Annotated in this window: 19 protein-coding genes; all 19 read right to left on the reverse strand. The window is 56.2% G+C overall.

Translation table 11 applies throughout. The annotated features are described in order from the left end of the window. Positions 1-158: 158 nt before the first annotated feature. Complete coding sequence (locus tag LKE88_RS06800; RefSeq protein ID WP_276803120.1) at positions 159-3,779, reverse strand: phage tail protein; 3,621 nt, start codon at positions 3,777-3,779, stop codon at positions 159-161. Continuing rightward, positions 3,766-4,242, reverse strand: coding sequence for an NlpC/P60 family protein (locus tag LKE88_RS06805; protein WP_276803121.1), 477 nt, complete (start codon positions 4,240-4,242; stop codon positions 3,766-3,768). The genes LKE88_RS06800 and LKE88_RS06805 overlap by 14 nt, the downstream gene beginning before the upstream one ends. After that, positions 4,239-4,823, reverse strand: a complete 585-nt coding sequence (locus tag LKE88_RS06810; protein WP_276803123.1) for a baseplate hub domain-containing protein — start codon at positions 4,821-4,823, stop codon at positions 4,239-4,241. The genes LKE88_RS06805 and LKE88_RS06810 overlap by 4 nt, the downstream gene beginning before the upstream one ends. Positions 4,824-4,834: 11 nt before the next feature. Next, positions 4,835-5,404, reverse strand: a complete 570-nt coding sequence (locus tag LKE88_RS06815) for a DUF2460 domain-containing protein (protein ID WP_276803124.1) — start codon at positions 5,402-5,404, stop codon at positions 4,835-4,837. Positions 5,405-5,420: 16 nt separating this feature from the next. Then, positions 5,421-9,317, reverse strand: a complete 3,897-nt coding sequence (locus LKE88_RS06820; protein ID WP_276803125.1) for a hypothetical protein — start codon at positions 9,315-9,317, stop codon at positions 5,421-5,423. 4 nt (positions 9,318-9,321) lie between these two features. Further along, on the reverse strand, positions 9,322-9,615 hold the full coding sequence (locus LKE88_RS06825) for a hypothetical protein (protein ID WP_276803126.1): 294 nt from the start codon (positions 9,613-9,615) through the stop codon (positions 9,322-9,324). Between the two features lie 14 nt (positions 9,616-9,629). Beyond that, a complete protein-coding gene (locus LKE88_RS06830; protein ID WP_276803128.1) occupies positions 9,630-10,022 on the reverse strand; it encodes a hypothetical protein in 393 nt (130 codons plus the stop codon). Between the two features lie 10 nt (positions 10,023-10,032). Next, on the reverse strand, positions 10,033-10,509 hold the full coding sequence (locus LKE88_RS06835) for a phage tail tube protein (RefSeq protein ID WP_276803130.1): 477 nt from the start codon (positions 10,507-10,509) through the stop codon (positions 10,033-10,035). A gap of 15 nt (positions 10,510-10,524) precedes the next feature. Then, positions 10,525-10,926: a DUF3168 domain-containing protein gene (locus LKE88_RS06840; protein WP_276803131.1), complete on the reverse strand. Its 402-nt coding sequence runs from the start codon at positions 10,924-10,926 to the stop codon at positions 10,525-10,527. After that, complete coding sequence (locus LKE88_RS06845) at positions 10,913-11,380, reverse strand: HK97-gp10 family putative phage morphogenesis protein (RefSeq protein WP_276803133.1); 468 nt, start codon at positions 11,378-11,380, stop codon at positions 10,913-10,915. The genes LKE88_RS06840 and LKE88_RS06845 overlap by 14 nt, the downstream gene beginning before the upstream one ends. After that, the gene (locus LKE88_RS06850; protein ID WP_276803134.1) at positions 11,377-11,697 is read right to left on the reverse strand and encodes a phage head closure protein; all 321 of its coding nucleotides are present in this window, start codon (positions 11,695-11,697) and stop codon (positions 11,377-11,379) included. Before LKE88_RS06850 ends, LKE88_RS06845 begins: the two co-directional genes overlap by 4 nt. Positions 11,698-11,699: 2 nt before the next feature. After that, positions 11,700-11,975, reverse strand: coding sequence for a head-tail connector protein (locus LKE88_RS06855; RefSeq protein ID WP_276803135.1), 276 nt, complete (start codon positions 11,973-11,975; stop codon positions 11,700-11,702). 17 nt (positions 11,976-11,992) lie between these two features. After that, entirely contained in the window at positions 11,993-13,129 is a 1,137-nt protein-coding gene (locus tag LKE88_RS06860) for a phage major capsid protein (protein ID WP_276803136.1), read from the reverse strand. A gap of 4 nt (positions 13,130-13,133) precedes the next feature. Then, the gene (locus LKE88_RS06865; RefSeq protein WP_276803137.1) at positions 13,134-13,868 is read right to left on the reverse strand and encodes a head maturation protease, ClpP-related; all 735 of its coding nucleotides are present in this window, start codon (positions 13,866-13,868) and stop codon (positions 13,134-13,136) included. Beyond that, positions 13,865-15,106, reverse strand: coding sequence for a phage portal protein (locus LKE88_RS06870; RefSeq protein ID WP_276803138.1), 1,242 nt, complete (start codon positions 15,104-15,106; stop codon positions 13,865-13,867). Before LKE88_RS06870 ends, LKE88_RS06865 begins: the two co-directional genes overlap by 4 nt. Then, the gene (locus LKE88_RS06875) at positions 15,085-16,749 is read right to left on the reverse strand and encodes a terminase large subunit (protein ID WP_276803140.1); all 1,665 of its coding nucleotides are present in this window, start codon (positions 16,747-16,749) and stop codon (positions 15,085-15,087) included. The genes LKE88_RS06870 and LKE88_RS06875 overlap by 22 nt, the downstream gene beginning before the upstream one ends. A 95-nt stretch (positions 16,750-16,844) precedes the next feature. Next, a complete protein-coding gene (locus LKE88_RS06880) occupies positions 16,845-17,324 on the reverse strand; it encodes a phage terminase small subunit P27 family (protein ID WP_276803142.1) in 480 nt (159 codons plus the stop codon). A 93-nt stretch (positions 17,325-17,417) separates the two neighbouring features. Beyond that, positions 17,418-17,708: an HNH endonuclease gene (locus LKE88_RS06885; RefSeq protein ID WP_276803144.1), complete on the reverse strand. Its 291-nt coding sequence runs from the start codon at positions 17,706-17,708 to the stop codon at positions 17,418-17,420. Positions 17,709-18,163: 455 nt separating this feature from the next. Continuing rightward, positions 18,164-18,406 carry an HNH endonuclease gene (locus LKE88_RS06890; protein ID WP_276803912.1) on the reverse strand — a complete coding sequence of 81 codons (243 nt, stop codon included), beginning with the start codon at positions 18,404-18,406 and terminating at the stop codon, positions 18,164-18,166. Positions 18,407-18,670: the final 264 nt, after the last annotated feature.

Here is an 18,670-nt window from a genome sequence, read left to right on the forward strand (position 1 = left end):
CGGGTCGTAGACCAGGGCGCCGTCACGTAGGACGTAGTCGTGGGGGTTGTCCACGGTTCGGTCGCTCCCAAAAACCGTAGTACCGTCTACCGGCCCTGGCATCTGGTCGGCAAATCCGTAGCATCGTTTAGTTTTATCGTCGATTAAGTAGTAAATCATTATTTGACTCCTATAATCCAGTAGGCCACCCAGTGGTCGGACATACTGTTGTCGCAATAGTATGTCCGACTACCATACGCCTTTTTAAGCGTGTCATTGTTGCTAAAGCTATTAGTGTCAGTCGTAGACAGGACTTGATAAGGCTGTTTCCAGTAACTCCAATGATTATCGCTTTTTACCCCGCCTTGCGTATAGCAATCCCAGATACACTGACTCTCTGTGTAACCGGCTGGCAGAGGCACGGTGACGCATCCATTATTGACATCGTCATCAGCCCAAAGCACCCCCCGCATGATAGTGACGGCCCGGACGTTGTAGCCATTAATGCGGATTGTATTGCCGTCGATGGTCCCGGATTTTAACGTGGCTCCGTAGATATTCCCGGCGTCGTCGACGGTAAAACTACCGGAGCTGTTTTTAAAATTTGTCCCGACAATCTGCGTCCCCGTGATAGTGCCACCCTTTAGGCTCCCGACGTTTGCCGTGATGGCGGACAAGGAGTCCACGCTCATCTTGTCAGCCGTGACAGCTTTGGCCTGCAGCATCTTGCTGGTCACAATGTTGTCGTCAAAGTAGGTCTCGCCGGTGATGTGGACCTTGGAGCCGTCGATAAGGATGCTCTCCGGGCTGACGTTGATCTGGTTGATGACATCCCCCTCCTTGACCCGGAGGTTGATGGCGTCGTTGAGCTGAGTCAAGGAAGAGTAGTTTTTGTAGCCGTCCTTGGCGTTGAGGTTATCCACCACGATGGAGACCTTTTTTTCTGCGTCAACGCCCTTGCTCAGCTGCTCCTTGATGGCCGCATTGACTTTGTCCAGGCTGATTGCCTCGTTTTTAATCATCGACTCATCAATTTCGACTTTAACCGTCACCAGGGCCTCGTCAGACTTGCCACCCTCGCCAAAGAGATCGTAGTAGGCAAGCCGGACCGCATAGACCCCGGCTCCACAGGTGCAGCTGTAGACGTTGTTGGGCGTCCGGATGACGTCCTGGCTGTCGATGTAGATGGCCATGCCGATGCAGCCATTGGGGATGGCTTTGGCCATGATGCCAAAGCCTCCGATGGTCGCCGTCAGCTTGGGGACCGCCGGAGTCGGCGGCAGGGCCTTGCTGTATTTGAGGACAGCAGGGTCGGAGTACTTACCCAAAGCATTGCAGGCATAGAGGTACAGCGTCCCGGTCCGGGAGGTCAGCGCCAGCGATGCCTTGAGACCGTTGGTCCGTGCCAGCAGGCTGGGTCCCTCGATTCCCGGATGGTTGTCCAGCCGGATCTCGTAGTAGCTGATGTCTGTGTTGGTGACCTCTTTCCAGCTGGCCACAGCGGCGGCCCCAAAGTCGACGGTAAAGCCGTCCGGAGTGTTGGGGATGTATGTTTTGAGAGCCACCACGATGTCCTTGCTGGGTGCCAGGTCAGGGCTGGTGGATGCTCCCCACTCGTCCACGGTGGTCACGCAGATCCGGTAGGTGTCTCCCACCACAGCCTGGGGGATGACCACCTGGTCCTTGCCGGATCCGCCAAAAATCCAGTCTCCACTAAAGCCCATGCTGTCAACGCTGACTCCCTCGGCGGCAGCCAGGTTGTCCACCTGCCCGTGGTCAGTCTTGTACCACACCCGTCCCTCCAGGTAAGAGTCCAGGGCCGGAGGAGTCCACTTGACTACGATGTCATAGCGGCTGACCCCGTCGGCCTGCTGCCGGTACCGGTTGTAGCAGCTGATACCCGTCACGGGCGGGATGTAGTACGGTTGGATGGTGTACTGATAGGCCTTGACCTTGCTCAGGTCCTGGTTCCCCGCTCCAAAAATGTTGTAGGAGACAAATTTTAACCAGATCTTTTTGCCGATGTCCGATTTGGTAAAGGGTGCCTTTAGCAGAGTTGAGTCCATGCGGGCAAACTGCACTCCAGCCTTATGATCAGAGGCAGTCGTAAAATACTGCCCCCGGATGCATCCGGACAGCTGCCAGTCGCCATTGCTCAGCAAGGTGGCCGTCTGGTAACTAAAGCACTCCCCATCTACCCAGCAAAGGGTGTTGCCTCTCTCTGCATCCTGAGCGGTCCCGCTCAAAAAGTCCCCATTGCTGGAGACCTCCAGGGTGGTAGCGTCTTTGGTGACGTCGGTGGCCAGGGTGCCGATCCGGGCGGAGTTGGTGATCATCCCGATGGAGCGGTAGGTAGTCCCATCGTCGGAGGCGTAGACCTCGCAGCCGCCCCAGAGGTCACCCTTGCCTTTTGCCCCGATCCACAGCTCCAGGCCGTTGGTGGTCAGATCTGCCGGGGGCTGGATCAGCACGGGGGTGTCCGTGTCTGGAGCGGTCACATTGTAGTCGACGTAGGGGCGGTCCTGACTATGGACGTCGTACTGGGGAGCCGTCACGTCCATGGGCGGTACGCTGACGGCCGTAAAGGTCAGCACCCCATTGGTGCCCTCGGTGACGGAGCTGATCCGGACCACCTGCTTGTCCAGACCGATGGATGGATCCGTGAGGGTGACCAGGTCGCCCACCTCAAGACGACAAAACGCCCAGTCTAATTTAAAAGTGTACTGGTTACGGCCATAGATGGCCTTCCGGGCCAGGGCCTCTGCCAATTTCACGGCCCGCTCTTTTGTATAAAACCAGTGGGCCTTGGTGGTGGATGCCTGCCGGACGCCGTGCTCTGCGATGTCCTTGCTCAGGGCGTAGGACACAGTCTCTTTGTCGTAGCTGTTTTTACGGGAGATAAACTCCACGGGGTACTGGTTGTAGACTTCAGAGCTGTCCTTGCGGCTGTAGGTCACCAGGGCGGCCCCGCTCTGGGGGAGCAGGTCGTCCGGAGTCAGCGCATAGCGGATGGTGGTGTCCGGCTTCCAGCCCCCGTGTGCCTGGTCGTCCAGGACCACAATCTTGTAATGGTCGTTGGACCAGAACATGTAGGCATTGGTGAGGTTGATGATCTCGTTGATGATTTCCCGGGTTTCCCGGGCTGTGGTGTCGTCCATGGGGCTGGAGATCAACAGGTCATTTTCCCGGCAATACGTCCGGTAGTTATCCAGCCCGTCGATGGCTACCCCGGAGAGCCCCGTCTTGTCCAGGATATACCTGATCACGTCGGCAGGGTTGGCGTCGGTGTAGTCGCCCGTGCTCAAAAGTTTCCCCTTGATCTCAAAGTTGTAGGTGGGGAAAGTAGCATTATCGCCCAGATCTACCACCCCGGCCATGTAGGCCAGTCCCTTGTAAGGCAGGGCCTTGTCCGGATGCTTGCCCTGGACATAAGCCCAGGGTTGCTGCGTATCCGTGCCGGTCCAGCAGGTCAGGCCGATGTTGTCATTGGGGTAGTCATAGACTGACTTCCCAACCCACACTTTTCCGATTCCGTTGATGGGGCCCTCGCACAGGCCCAGGATGGTAGCCACCGTGTAGGTGTAGGAGATGGTCACGGTCTTTTTCCGGCCGCCCTTACCGGCCTTGTGGCTCTCCCGATGCTCGTGGGCGGTAAAGTCGTCGTAGTAGATGACGTTGCCGGATCTACGGGTGGTGCCAAAGACCTCGGGGACAGCGGATCCATACTCGGCCGTCGTGACCGTAAAGTTGGAGATCTTGTCCGCCCGGTTGTAGGTCGTGTGCGATCTAAATATCCCCATGGGTTCGCACCTCCTTGTATTTTTCCTGGTTAAAACGGTAGATTGCTCTCAAACGGCTATGGCCGCGAGCGTCAACAAACATGACCTCCGTCAGATCAGACAGGATGACTCCCTTGTCAATGACCGCATGACAGATCTGGCCATTGCCGATGTAGACACCGCCGTGGCTGATGCACCTGCCAAACTGGTAGAGCATAAAGTCCCCCGGCTCCATGGTCTCCACCTTGTCGCAGTAGGTCTGGACGTAGTGTAAAAACCACTCGTCGGAGTGGTGCAGATGCCACTCATTGCTGTATGGCTTGATAGGGATGCTGCCCCTGGCCACGGCTCCGGAGTCCTCCAGGCTGGCAATGAGCAGCATGCCGCAATCCACGCCCCGGCCTTTGACCCGGGCCATGTTGATATGGGGAGTCCCCAGCCATGTCAGGGATGCCTGGGCAATCTTGTCGCCGATTGTGCTCATAGCAACACCTCCTTCTGAGGGACAAACGGTGCAATCAGACAGGTCTCCTCGCTGGCCTGGCTGGAGATGATGTTGCTGTCGCTGTTGAGGGTGTAGGTCCCCTGTGGGTAGTATTTGCGCAGAGGGAACTGCATGTTGAGGCCTTGGGTCTTGCTCTTTACCGTCAGCTCCACCTTGATGCCTCCGGCCTGCTTGACCTCCACCTGCCCACCAAAGAGGGCAATCGCACCCACAACGGTCTGCCCATTAAAAAAACAGCGGCTCAGATACAGTTTAGCTTGGTCAAGAGTCCCGTCATGTGCTGCTTTTAAAAAGGCTTCGCTCTCCAGGCTGTCGTTTTTGTCGCAATAGACAGTAACCGTCATGGAGTCCACGCTGATGCTAGGGTTGGTTTTGATCTGCTGCCTGCTCAGCAGCAGGGCATTGTGTCGGTAGATGCTGCCGTTGTAGGTTATATCCTGGTCCGTGTCGCAGTACCTGTAGGTATTGCCGGAGTCCAGGACCAGATCATAGAGGTCACAGCTGGTGAGGCTCTTGACGGTGCTCAGGTAGGACACCAGGTCCTTAGATACGTCTTTCATGGCTGATCACCTCACCTTACTGTGACCAGCTTGAAGCTGCTGGTCCTGTTGATGTTGTCGTACTCATGCTCGATCTCGATGCCGTCTCCAGAGAGATACACCTGCCAGTAGTAGCGGTAGTCTGCCTTGACTACCGCCGTGGCGGACGGCGGTGTGCTAAATTTGATCTGACCGCCTGCCGTGAGGGTGTACTTGGTACTGTCCTGCTTGACGTTATCCACATATACACTCAGGTTATCCACATAGCTTACCGGCTCCACGTAGTCACCCATCTGCATCAGAGGCTGGTATAGTCCACTGCTGACCATGGGGAGCTGGAGGCCTTTGACCTGGTAGTCCTCTGCGTCCAGCCAGTAAAAGGGTGTCAGGGCACCCTTGAGTTTGGCCACAAATCCATGGAGATCCCGGGCCTCCTCGTCAGTCAGGTAGTTCACCTTTACCTTGATGGTCCACTCTGGGTACAGCTGATTAGTAAGGGCCCGGCGCATGCCGGACCCTGAACTCTGCACCTGAGTGCTCCATTTTTGACTCTTGCTCGACTCGTAGGCGATTTTACAAGTCGGAAAAAATAGTCTGCTCATAGTCCTCTATCACCTCTTACCATACCCCGGTGCTCCCGGTGTAGTCTCTGTCGTTGTCCAGCAGCAGCTGCTTGATGGCGTTGCCCCCACCATTGCGGAGAAAATCCATAAAGCTGGAGACATCCAATGCGTTAACGTTGAGGTTGATGGGGCTCCCTGCTTTGAGGATGATGCCGCTTCCGCCGGAGCCGCTCACCAGGCCGCCGCTGGCAAAATGCCGGATGCTGCGTCCCTGGTTGATAGCATCCAGGAGCGGCGCCCCTACCCGGGATACTGCGTCTGCATTGATGACGTACTCGCCATTAGAGAGCATGGCCGGGATGGAGTCGCTGGTGCTGGTGCCCGGTCCGCTGATGTAACCCCCGGAGGCAAGTCCAAAGATGCCGATGCCTCCGGAAACGGACATGGTCTCCATTGCCAGGGATGCGCTCAAAGCGGCAGCACCCAGGGCAGTAATGGATGCGGTTGCCGCCACGGTGGTAGCCGATTCGGCCGGTTTTGTGGTCATGTTTAGCACGCCCTGTACGACGTTGTAGGCGCCTACCAGGTTGCCAGCAGTACCGGTTGCTCCTCCCATGGCAGTGACCGCTGTAGTGGCGGAGTTTAGCCCGACGCTCAGAGAGCTGAGTCCGGTGGCCACAGCCCCCACGCCCATATCTCCTACGCTTATTCCTGCAGAGTTTCCTCCGGATCCGTTTCCTCCTCCGCCAAAGATGCTTCCAAAATTGTTAAACAGCCCGGCCATAGATGCATCTCCGACGATGCTCAGGCCGTCGCCCTGGGCTCCGTTGTTTCCGCCCAGAAATCCGCCGAAGAGGCTGGTGACAATCTGTGCCGCCCACTTTTCCGTGATCTGGTTGAGGATCTCCATCATGATGGAGTCAAAAAGGTCCAGGATGGAGTCCGTAAAACTGTTTTCCCCTGTAAAAAGGTTCGTGAAAAAGTCTTGCAGCCCTGTCTGCGCCTTCTCAGCCACGGCCGTCATCTGCTCGTCCACGGAGACGTTGGCGGCCTTCCAGATGTCGTAGTACCTCTCCATGGCCTCGGTCCGTCCATCCCACTCCCGGCTGTCCTTGCCTTCCTGGCTGCTCAGAGCTCCCTGGAGCTGGATCATGTCGTGGGCCTTGATGGCGTACTCAACCTGTTTGTCAAAGGACTCCCGGTAGGCGTCAGCTCGCTTCTGGGCGGCTGCCTCCGTCTGGGCGGTATACCACTCCTCGACAGCAGCCATGGCTTCCTTGTCGTTCTTGTCCTTGGCCACATTTTTGAGCCGTTCGTCCCGCTCCTTGTTGAGGGCGTCCAGGGTGATCTGATACTCGGCATCTGCCAGGCTCTTGTAGTCACCTTTGACCTCCGCATTGGCCTTGGCCGTATCAGTGACCAGCTTGTCCAGATTCTCCTTGCGCTGCTTTTCGACCTTGTCCATCATGGTGGTCTGATAGGTAGCCAGCTCGTCGGTAAGCATTTTGATAGCATTGGCAGGGACTCCGTCCTTTTGGAGTTGAGCAATCTCCTGGGCTCTTTTGCGGACATCCTCGGCCACGCTGGCCATGCCGGACTCGTAGGTGGTGCCGGTCTCCTTGCCGATGGCGTCCCGCATGGACACAAAGAGCTGGAGCGCCCGGTCTTTTGCCTCTTGGAGCCTCTTGAGGGCCTCCTGTTGTTTGCGCTGGTCGGGCAGCATGCTCTCGGTGGCGGTCTGGTTGCCCGTAAACCGGGCGATGGAGCCGTAGCCAGTTATGCCAAACTCTTTGTCCCACCCGGATAGGCTCCAGGTCCGCACCCCACCAGAGGAGTCACGGCTCCGCACCTGGTCGTTGCCGATGTACATCCCGGCGTGCTCGCCGCTGGATACAAAGTCCCCGACCTGGGGCACATAGCCAGATCCAGCACTGTACCAGGCACCTCTGGAAGCAAAAGCGCTCTCCAGATCATCAACCCGGGCCGTATAGAGTCCGGTGACCCCGGCGGCGGCGTACATCGTAGACACAAATGACGCACAAGACCGCTCCATGTCACTGGTCAGATCCGGATTGATCCACTGGAGCCCCTCCTCCACGCTGGTAGCCTGCTGGGCTGCCAACTGGCCGATGGGGACCTGGACCTCTACAGGCTTGGGCTCTGCTGCCGCCTTGGGCGCAGATGCCTTTGCCCCGCTGCTCTCTTTGTCAGTCACAGCCTGGAGCTTGGCCATAGCCTCCTCCATGGAGGCTTTAAAGTCGTCGATGCTCTTGTCCGTGGCCGGTTTCTCGGCTCCGGTCTTGGCCTGTTCGGCTTCCTGCTTTTTCTGGTCGTTCATCTGGTCCAGGACTCCGGCCAGATCCTCGTCGCTCACATCGCTGTACTTGTAAGTGCCCTCCCGCATGGCGATGGCCTCGGCATCGTTGACTTCCCGGAGCTTCCACTGGCCGTCAATTTTTTTGTAGTCCTGGCCATTGTATTGGACTACATCATCGTAGTACTCCTTGTTAAATTGTGCCTTTTTATACTCAAACAGCTTGTAGGTGGCATAGCCGATGGCTGCCGCCACGCCCATCCAGCCACCGATCAGTCCCCAGATGGCCGACTTGATGGTCCCGATGGCCGTGACGCTGGTGGCCGCTGCTCCTACCGTCTTGACGGCTGCCCCGGTGGCTGCCGTCCCCGTGGTGGCGATGGCTGCAGAGGTCACTGCTGCCTGCCCGGCCACCTTGGCCCCGGCTGCCCCCTGGACGGCTGCCGACTCGGTAGCCGCTGCATTTACCTGGGCATATGCTGCCGTCATGGCGTTGCGGATGGCAGCGGCTTCTTCCGCCGCCTGGAGTTCTCTCTGTTTTACAAACTTGGCGTAGAGAGCGGTCTTTTCTGCCTCAGTAGCCTGCATAGTAGACAGGCTCTGATAGTAAGCCTTTTCCTCCGCCAGAGCCGCCGCCTGGACCATCTTGATGCGCTTTTCGATGGCCTTTTCTTGGACCCGGGTCAAGGCCTCCTCGGCCGCCGTAGATCCGGCAGAGCCAAAGAGACCGCCCACGGCCCGGCTGGCCGCCTGGAGTGCCTGGAGAGTCTTGTAGACTGCCAGCAGGGCGACAACGTCCCGGGTGATGTCCACGATCTGCTCTTTGTTGGCCACCAAAAATTTGGCGGTGTTGGACAGCCCCGTCATGATGTACGGCAGATACGCCTCTACGATAGGGGCCAGGGCGGCCCCGGTGGCCAGGCCGATGCTGCTGGCCTGCATCTTGAGGGTGGTCAGCTCTTTAGAGAGCCGGTCCATCTCCTCCGGATCCAGACCGATGCCGCTGATCTTTGCCGCCTGCTCCTTAGCCTCTGCGTACTCCCGGAGGGTTCCTGCCAGGGCCATGCCCTTGGCCCCCAGGGTGTTCATTATAAACTCCTGCTGGTAGCCAGCCTTGGCGGCCTTTTGGTAGCCTTCGGCCAGGGCTTCCAGCTGCTGGTTGACAGGGAGTAGCTTTCCGTTGGAGTCCTGGAGAGATACCCCAACCGCCTGGAGCATGATCTGCGCCTTCTCGGCAGCAGTCCCTCCCCCGGTCAGTGTCTTGTCCAATTTCATTAAGGCCGTACTGGCCGTCTGGATGTCGCCTCCGGCGATGGCCACCGTCCGGCTAAACATAGATGCCTCGGCGGCAGAGATGCCCATGGCCTCCGTCAGGTCGTGAATCCGGGATCCTGCCTCCACTGCCCCGCTGATCAGCTGAGCAAAGCCAAAGCCAGCCCCAGCAAGAGCAGCGGCCTTGGCCACCTTGCTGGCAAAACCCTCAACAGATGCGGAGGTCCCGTTGATGGCCTCCGTAAAGCCCTTGATAGGGGACGGCTCGAAAGTCTTATCGATCTGGCCCTTGGCGTTTTTGAGTTCGTTGTTTAACCCGGAGCTGTCAGCCCCGATCTTGATCAAAAGGTCTGCAATCGTCGACATGTTTTCACCGTCCCTTCTCTTTATTCAGTCCAAACTCGTCCATGAGGACCTTTCTGTCCTCCATCATTTTCCTCATCCGCTGCTGGGGAGTGGTCCACAGGGGTTCGATGAGGTCTTTTACCTTCACGGGCTCCTTGGAGTAAGGGGACAATAGCACGCTGACCCAGTAGGCCGTGCGGCAGTCCCTAGCCTTTTGAGCATCCTGGGCCGCCTCAAAGCACTGGTAAAACTCCCCCGGCTGCATGTCCTCAAATTCCGCCGGGTGGATGCCAATGGTAAATGCGGCCTTTTCGGCCACCTGGATCCAGTCGGCTACGCTTTGGATTCGAGGGGTGCCAGGACTCTCCGGTACGTCTGGATCGCTTTCTCGGTCTCCGCGTGGCCCCCTTTGATAAAAAGCCCGCTTGCGATGATAGCCTCAAAAATGTAGGCGTTGAGCTCGTCCAGGTTGCCGCCCTGCTCGCAGTAGGCGTCTATAAAGTCATAGGCGTCAAAATCCTTGGGCTTGTCCTGGAGTCCTGCGTTTAAACAGGCCACAGTAAAGTCGATGTTAATGGCGTTGCCCATGGCCGGATTGACCATTACCTGCCCCAGCATAAAAACAAGGGAGCGGCCGATGGACCGCTCCGCTGCTGCCAGAGCCTTGGTATTGTACATCAGAGAGTAGGTCTTGTCCCCGACCTTAATATCAATGCTCTTTTTCATGATTTACTCCTTATGCTCCGGCGGTAACTTCAGAAATTTCACCCTGGCCTTCCAGGGTGGCGTCGATAGTAGCTGCATCTTTGTAAGCCAGGCCTTTTTTAAATTTAGTGACGCTGGCCCATCCCTGCTGATAGCTCTTGTCGGGGTATACGATCTTGGCATGGACGGGCTTCCCGTTCATAAATGCGTATTCCATGATCTGCGCCCCGTCATCGTTCATGACTTGGAGGCCGGTATAGGTGATGCTCCAGGTCTTGAGGCCCTGCAGTTTAGTCTGCCAGCCTCCGCTGGTCTTATGAGATGCGTCGATGGAGTCGGAGCTCATGTCCAGAGTGCAGTCACGCTGGCCGCCTACCAGAGTCCATTTCGGGGTGTCGGTAGTGCTGCCAGGCGCTTCCAGATACAGCAGAGTATCCTTCCCGGACTGGGCTTCCACCGTAGCGGTGGGAGTCGGGAGATTTTTCAGGTCTTCAGCAGTAATAGTCATAGGTTATCCTCCTATTCAGATTTTGTTAAGTAAAAACGATGCGGTGAGGGTCCCGTGATAGCCGGTGGTGGCCTCCGGAAACGCCTCGATCACATCGATGCTTGCAGATACGGTCTTGTAGCCGTCTACCACCAGGGTGGGGCCGTAGTAGGACAGCAGGGCAGAGACGTCATTGAGCACGTCGTTGACCTTCCGCTTGCCGTTGGTGTCGGCCCACACGTCGACGTTGATGGTTGCGGTCCACAGGACCATGTTTTTGACGGCCTCGGGCTTCATTGTCACGGAGCCGATGGTGATATAGGGCAGCTTGGCGTCCTCGGTTACATCCCCGTAGACGGGAGTGGTCTGTCCATCCTTGATGACCTTAAACACGGCCTGCTGCAGAGGGACCAGGGGGACGTCTTTAATCAGTATCATGCTCGATCGCCTCCTTCATGTCGGCCTCGATCTTGTCTTTTTCCTTGACGTAGGCGGGCCGCATAAACGGATGCTTGGGCATTTTGCCGTTATAAATGTCGCCCTTTACAAACCTGCCGTCTGGCATCTTCATGGCGTGCCGCTTTCCCAGCTTGGGGTTGGGGTAGGTCACACGGGGCCCGGTCCCCATCTCTACAGCCCGGGAGTGGGGAGCCGTAGACACGACTTCCCCGGTCTGCCAGTCGTTGATGGACCGGAAACGGATGCCACGCTTGAGGTTGCCGGTCTTGCCCATGGGGGCCATGCGGACAGCGGAGTCATAGATGGCCATGGTGCCCTTGCGGATCACTCCACGGATGCGGCTCTGGACTGCCTTGGAGTAGCTATCTATCTCTTTGGTTGCCAGCTCTACAGCATCGGTGGATTTCATCCGGATCACAAATCCTTTGCTCATGGCCGCACCTCCTGGGTAGTCAGCACATAAATCTCCGGATCAGATCTATCCACGTCATAGACCTCGTACTGATGGCCATCATGCTCGACTCTCCATCCCTTGTCTATGTCGGACCGTGCCCGGATCCGCATACCCTGGGTGACCAGGACAGCAGCCCCGTCATCAGCGATGACGCCGGGGGATACCCGGGCCTTTAAAAATTCGGACCATACGGTGGCGGCCACCGTCCAGGTGGTTGTGCCGCCAAAGCCGTCGTCCTCGCCCCGGGTCAGCTGCAGCAGCTTGACCCTCTTGTTGAGCTTTGCAGGATTGAGCATGATCATCCCTCCCATAGGCTGAGCTGGTGGAGCATGGACTGGATGATGTAGCCCAGGTCCTTTTTCTCCCCAACCCTGTCCTCATAGAGGTTGGTGACGATGGCCAGCATGACCATGTCGGCCTTGGCCTTAAATCCGGCATCCCCAGCGTAGAGCGTGTCGTAGTTGCTGACAGCATCCTTGACGTAGCTTTCAGCGGCGGCCATCTCGCTGGTGATCAGGGTATCATCCTCGGAGCCTTCCACCCGCAGGTGCTGCTTGACTTCGTCGAGGGTCATTTAGAGCCCTCCTTTCGTTATGCGCCGACTTTGTAGTTCAACAGCACCATGGCACCGGCATCGTCGGCTTCGACATCAAAGCGCTCGATTGCTCTGATGTAGGTGGCGTTTTTCGTAAAACCAGCATCAGAGGAGGCTTCGATTGCCACCTGCTGCCGGTCAAAAAATGCCACTGCTTCCGCCATAGCCCCTACATAAAACGGGATGCCTGCAGTCGGGGTGGCCAGGATGCTGTCAGACACGGGGACGATGATCTTGCCCCGGAGGGTCATCATGGACGGGTCGGCCAGAGACGGGGTCAGCAGAGGGCGGCCCTGGGTGTCGGTCAGTTCGTCCAGATAATCAAACCCGCTCTGGTTGGTAAGGATGATGGCAGAGATGGCCTGCATCGGGTCGATCTTGGTGTTGAGAGCATTGAGGATGCCTTTGTAGTCGGTGATGGCAGTGCCTTTGCTGGGCAGTTTGGCCAGGATCTTGTCGTTTTCGGTGTTGATAGATTTGGTGGCAAAGCGGCGGCCGATGACTTCCATCAGGTTGATGTTGTTGTCGGCTGCCAGTTCGTTGGACACGGGGATGATGTCGCCGTAGCTGGAGATTTTGTAAGTGATCTGACCAAAATCCAGATCGTCCTGGTTGATTTCGTTCAGCTCATCAAATGCCACCAGCTTGCCTTTTTCAGAGGACAGGGTGGGCCGCTTGCCGGTGTCAGAGGTTACGGTCTGGTATCCACAAAAACTGCGCAGTGCCAGGTTGGCCCGACGGTATTCCCGGAGGATGGAGATCTGTTCTTCCGGGACGATGTAGCCACCTTTTCCCGGGGTGGTTTCCACCAGGCCGGGAGTCCCGGCAGCGTCTGCAAATTCCCGTTCCTGGGCATCCAGGGCCCGGCCGAACACCATTTTGTTAAATACACGGTTGCGCAGTCTGGCCATGTTTTCACTCTTGATGGGAGCGCCTTCCGGGGCGGAGGGGTGTTGCATGGCCTTGGTCAGGTCGGCGACTTCCACGGCTTCCTGGGTTTTCAGGTCACGCATGGCGTTGTTCAGTTCGACAGCCTTGGCGGCTGCCTTGTCCATTTCTTCCTGGCCCTGCAGGTCCATGACTTCCTTGCGCAGCTTGGCGACGATCTGTCTCAGTTCATCAGATTTTTTCATAAGGTTAAACTCCTTCTGCTGCCATCAGGGCAGCCTTGATAAATTTCGTCTGTTCCTGGCGTTTTTTTAAGGCTTCCAGCTTCCGGGTCATGGCTTCCTTGGCATCCACCAGGGACAGCCCGGCCGGGATGCTGTCCAGCAGGTTCTTTGCACTGCCGAACTTGGCCACGGCTTGGGTGGGCTTCAGGACGTCCACCTTAAAGTACTTGGCGGAGTCCTCCCCGGTCAGCCAGGTGGTGCTGTTGACCATGTCATGGATCTGTTCGGCCGTCACGCCCTGGCGGGCGGCATTACGGTAGACGGCCTCAATGCCATCCTGCATGGTGTCCAGCGTCTCCGCCGCCTTGAGTAAATCGTCGCTGTTTCCGCTGACCACACAGCTTGGCTTGTGGATCATCAGGTAGCTGTTGGCCGGGATCTTCCGCTCCTTGGCCGCAAAAAAGATCTCGGTGGCGATGCTGCACGCCCACCCCTCCACGACCGACGTCGTCGGCCCTTTGTGGTTGGCAATCATGTTGGCGATGGCCACACCTGCCTGGACGCTGCCGCCGTCGCTGTTGATGTAGACGGTCAGCGGCATGTTGGTGTCGATCTGGTCCAACTGCTTCCGAATGTTGTCCGGCCAGTCAAAGGCAGATTCGATTCCCCAGGCCTTGACAAATTCCCCGTCCATGTCGTCGATGATGTCTCCGTTGATGTGGATCTCGGCCCCTTCGGCGCTGTTTCGGATGTCGATCATTCTCCCTCACCTCCTTTCGGTGTGGAGTCCTGCTTGTAGGCGATGCCCACATCTTTCACGTCAACCATGGATCCGTTGATCACATGTACATCCCCGCCATTTACGGGAGGCATATCCAGGAGTCTTCTGGCCTCGTTGGGGCTATAGATTCCAGAGGCCACGCATTTTTGCAGGATGTCTGCCTGCTGGCTCGGATCGCCCCGCAAGATCACCTGGACATTAAATTTAAATCCCAGGCCCTTTTGCAGCTCCTGTTGGGTCAGCAGCTTACAGTTGAGCTCCTGCTCGTATAGGCTGATGTTGTAGAGCAGGGTGTCGACGTAAAAGCTCAGGTTCTGGGCGGCGCTGTTGGCGTAGCTGCTCTTGCTGTAGTCATTTAGGCTATTCGGCTTGATGCCAAAGGCGGCGGCGATCTGGAGCGCATTGTACTGCTTGAGTTCAAAAAATTGGCTGTCGGTCAGCTTGAGATCAAGGGTCTGGATGTCAAATCCTACCGGCAGGGTGATCATGCGCCGGTTGTTGTCCTTGGCCTGTTCCTCCAGGCGGCGCAGTAGTAATTTTTGCTTCTCGGCATTGAGATCGCCCACATACTTGACCACAGCGTTGGCGGTCAGCCCGTGCTGGTATAATTTGTTTAAAAAGGCTTGGCTGGCCTTGGCCCCGGCCATGTTGGTGGCCAGGATTTCCCGGACACTCTTGCCTGCCAGGCCGTCATCGGTAGTGATCCAGCTCTTGACGTGGACGACCTCCTCCGGGCGGAAAAGGTAGCTCTTGCCGCTCCGGGAGTCCATGTAGCTGTAATAATAGCCCCGGCTGGTAAAGACGTCTGTGTCGTTGACGTAGATCTGCACCTGCTGGGGGTTGAGGGGATACAGGCCAACGATGCGGCCCTGGCTGTCCGTGCCGATGTAGGCGTAAGCGTTGCCGTAGTGGTTCCGGCAGCGTTCCAGGTACGTAAAAAACTGGACCGGGGTCAGATACGGGTTAGGCCGGGCGCTAAAGAGCCGGATGGCGTCATGGTACTGCACCCGGTTCTTGTCCTGATCCATAAGGTAGATGGGCATCTTGCCGATGGATTCGGACAGGGCTTTGAGGCAGGTAAAGTAGGTGATCTCGGAGAGATCTGTCCCGTACTGCCGCATGTCCCCATTAAAAAACAGCTCGTTGATGTCAGACAGACTGACCGTATCGGCAGAGCTGTTGGTAAATTTTTTCTTTATCTTTTCGATAAAATCCATTTATTCGTTTCCTCCGGTTCTGTAATTCCAAGCCAGGTATCCAGGGCTTCCTCCCCGCTGACCTTGGCGTCGTCTTTCATGACAAACCAGATTTTCCAGGCATCCAGTATGGCGTCCACAGGGTCGATGCGGTCCGTCTGCGTCATCTTGTCCACCTTGATCTCCCCGAAGCTGTTGGGTGCAGAGATGATGGCGTTGATGATTGACCAGGTCAACAGGCTATTGTGCTTGTCGTACCGCACCTGGTTGGCCTCGACTGACAGCTGGAAATCCTTGGCGCAGTCGTTGAGGCTCCGGGCTGACTGCTTGACTTCCGTCAGGTCACAGTCAAGGACGCCCTCCAGGTCCGCCAGAAAGGCTGCAGCATTGTGAGCATCATACCCACACCCCGCCACATGGATCTGGTAGGTCTGGATGATCTGACGCAGGTCCTCGATGATGGCATGGTAGTCGGTCTTGATGCCGTACATGCCGGAGGTCAGTGTGATCAGGCCGTTTCGGGACCATTGGCCATATGGGGCTTCGTCGGTCCGCTCATGTTCGGCCAGCCGGAGCTCTGGCATATAGGATTTACTCCACAGATAGACCCGGTCATCTTCCAGCGGAAACAGCAGCGCTATGGATGTCAGGTCTCCGCCGCTCGAAAGGTCGATGCCCAAGTAACACTCCCGGCCAGCCATGTCGGCGATGGTCAGATCTGACTCACATGCCTTCCATTGGTCCGCTGGAATCAGGCAGCCTCCTGTGTAAGTCACCCAGGTATTGAGCGACTTGGTCTGAAAATTCACAAGGTCAGAACCCTGCTTTTCCCTGGCGTCGATGGCTTTCTCGGCCATTCTGGCCATCATTTCCTTGTCCAGTTCCGTGTCAGATTTCCACAAAATCAGCGGGTTGGCCTTGGCCCAGTTCCCAGGCTTCCAAAGGTCATCATGGGGATCCATCTCTGCTATGTAGATAAACAGGGAGTCCTTGCTGATGGCCCCGTCCAGGATTTTTTTACAAAATAGGTATTGCTGATAGCACGGGCCATTGAGGTTAAACCCTGCCGTGGTGATGGCCATAGTCAGGGCACTGTCTACCTTGATCTGGCCGTCCAGCATCAGCTTGTACATCTGATCGGTACTGTGGGCGTGGTATTCGTCGATGATCGCCAGGATAGACCGAAAGCCATCTGCAGATTTCGTGTCTCTGCCGATTGCTTTTATTGTGGTTCCATTGATTTTGCTGACGATGGTGGAACTGTACTCCTTAATCTTGTACAGTTCGCTGAGGTCCTTGTCCGCCCTGATAAACTTGACCACTTCTCCCCAGACGATTTTCGCCTGATCGTATTTGGTGGCGGTGCAGTAAATGTTGCCCTCCTGGTAGCCGGAAAAGGTGGCGAAGTCGTTGACCAGCTCGCCAGCCAGGAATGACTTCCCGTTCTGCCGTCCCATTTGGACGTAGGCCTCCCGGTATCTCCGTTCCCTGGACCGCTTCTTCCGCCATCCGAAAATGCTGCCGATGATAAAATTCTGAAAGCCCCGGGTGACCAGAGGCTTTTCCTCCATCCCTTCCCCGATGGTGAGGGTATTGGCTATGTTGATATGCCTCTCGGCCACCTCCGGGTCGAAGATGTAGGGGAAATCCTTCCCTTTCTCCATATCGTCCAGGTGGCGCTTACAGCATAAATACTCTGACCGCCCAGCCAGCCGTTTCCCGCTCACGACTAACTTGGCGTATTCCGTAGTCCGGTCCGTCATGCGTTCAACAGCTTCAAAAATTTATTTTCTTTCTTTTCAGGCTGCTGCGGGACGATCAGCTTGAGCCGGTCCGTAGTGGCCAGCCCCAGCTTGGCGGATGCGCTCATGATCCGCTTGACGTACATCTCCTGTGCGGTCAGTGCGGGATTGACTTTCGGGGTCCGATTGCCCTGGGAGCCAACCACTTCGATGACATTGCCCTGTTTCTGGATCTGAGCATGGAGAGCGATGTAGTTGGACCAAGCGTCAGCATAGACGGCCAGGACGGAGAGATCCAGGTTGTCCAGCAGATCTATCCGGGCGGCTTCTTCCACCACCCGGGTGAACTCCTTCCGGGCTTCCAGGTCCAGCCACTCGGGAGGGTCCAGCCCATCCCGTGGGAGCTTGTGTTGGTTCTCTGCCAGCTCCCGGTCCAGCCGTTCATCCTTGCCCATATGCTTCCGGGTCAGCTTTGTGGATTTTCTCGGCGTCGGCATGGGTCTCACCTCCTAAAATCAAAATGGCGATCGGGGCGTTTTTGCGGAAGAAAAGAGATCGCGCGGTCCTATCTTTTTAAAAGCCGTAATTTTTTACCCCACCCGATGGGTGTGACTTCTTCCATTTGTCCGTACAAAATTAGTCAAAAAGCTGGCGCCCTTAATTGAATTGCAATAGAAATGCGCAAGTTGAACATTGTTCCACTCATGCATGCCGCCTTGTGAAAGAGGAACGATGTGGTCGATGCTCGGATAGTTTGGACCAGCAATAAAGTCTCCATCCTTGTCTATCGTGTAATCATTCCAATCAACTTTTCCTCCGCATAAAGCACAACGATGGTTAAATCTCTTGTCTACTTTCTGTAGGCTGATGTTTTCGTCCACGATCTTGCCTTTCAGCCGTCTCTTTCTATTTGCCTTGGCGGCAGCGTTCTGGCATTTCTTGGAGCAAAAAGAGCTTCGCCACTTATATGTAGTCATGTATGGCTTGCCACACCATGTGCACGATCTTCGCTCCGGTTCAAAATCATCCTGTAGTCTGGCAGTTATGGTCTTGTCAGCTGTTTTATATCTGCACTTGTATGAGCAGAATATAGATCTACGTGTTTTGCTCAAAAACTCTCGGCCACAGTTGGAGCACTTGCAGATATAGAGATGTGCCACCTTGATTGGTTTCTCTTTAGGCTTCTTCTGATAGTTTTCAATACCGTGATAGATGTGATGTTCCTTTTGGTATTGAAACGCACAGACACGTGAGCAGAACTTGTTGCTGTCATGGCCACGGTTCCGGTCAGGGAACTCTTTCCCACATTGTTTACAAATTCCCATCTGTTTTCCTTTCACTCGAATTTACGGACAATCTCAAAAAGTTTGGTCTGCATCTCCCGCTTGTGCCCAGATTTGTACTGATCATGGACCATCTTATGTGTCTTGGCACTGAGCAGGATCAAGTTGTCCAGGTCGGCGCATCCCTCGGGATCCTCGACCAGCGGGATGATGTGGTGGACGATGGTGCCAGGGACGATGCGATGATTGACGGACCACTCATAAGCATCCATGCCATGGAATTTGTCCTTGACCATATCATGCAAGGCTGTCCACTCCTTAGAGTGGTAGAAGCCAGCCCGTGCTCGGTCCCGATGATCACGGTCATACTCCTTATGCCGTCGTTTGGCCATGGGGCACTGCTCGCCCTGGTTGTGTATGCGTCCACAGATGGGACAGGTACGTTTGAGCATTGTCTCCACCTCCGACTAAAAGAAAAAGCCATGCGCATGCATGACTCTGTCCTTTGCTGTTGATGCTATCATCTTAGCATGTATAAGCCGCCGTGACCGATAGAGATT

The sequence above is a fragment of the Acidaminococcus hominis genome, assembly GCF_022484025.1.
Classification (GTDB): Bacteria; Bacillota; Negativicutes; order Acidaminococcales; family Acidaminococcaceae; genus Acidaminococcus; species Acidaminococcus hominis.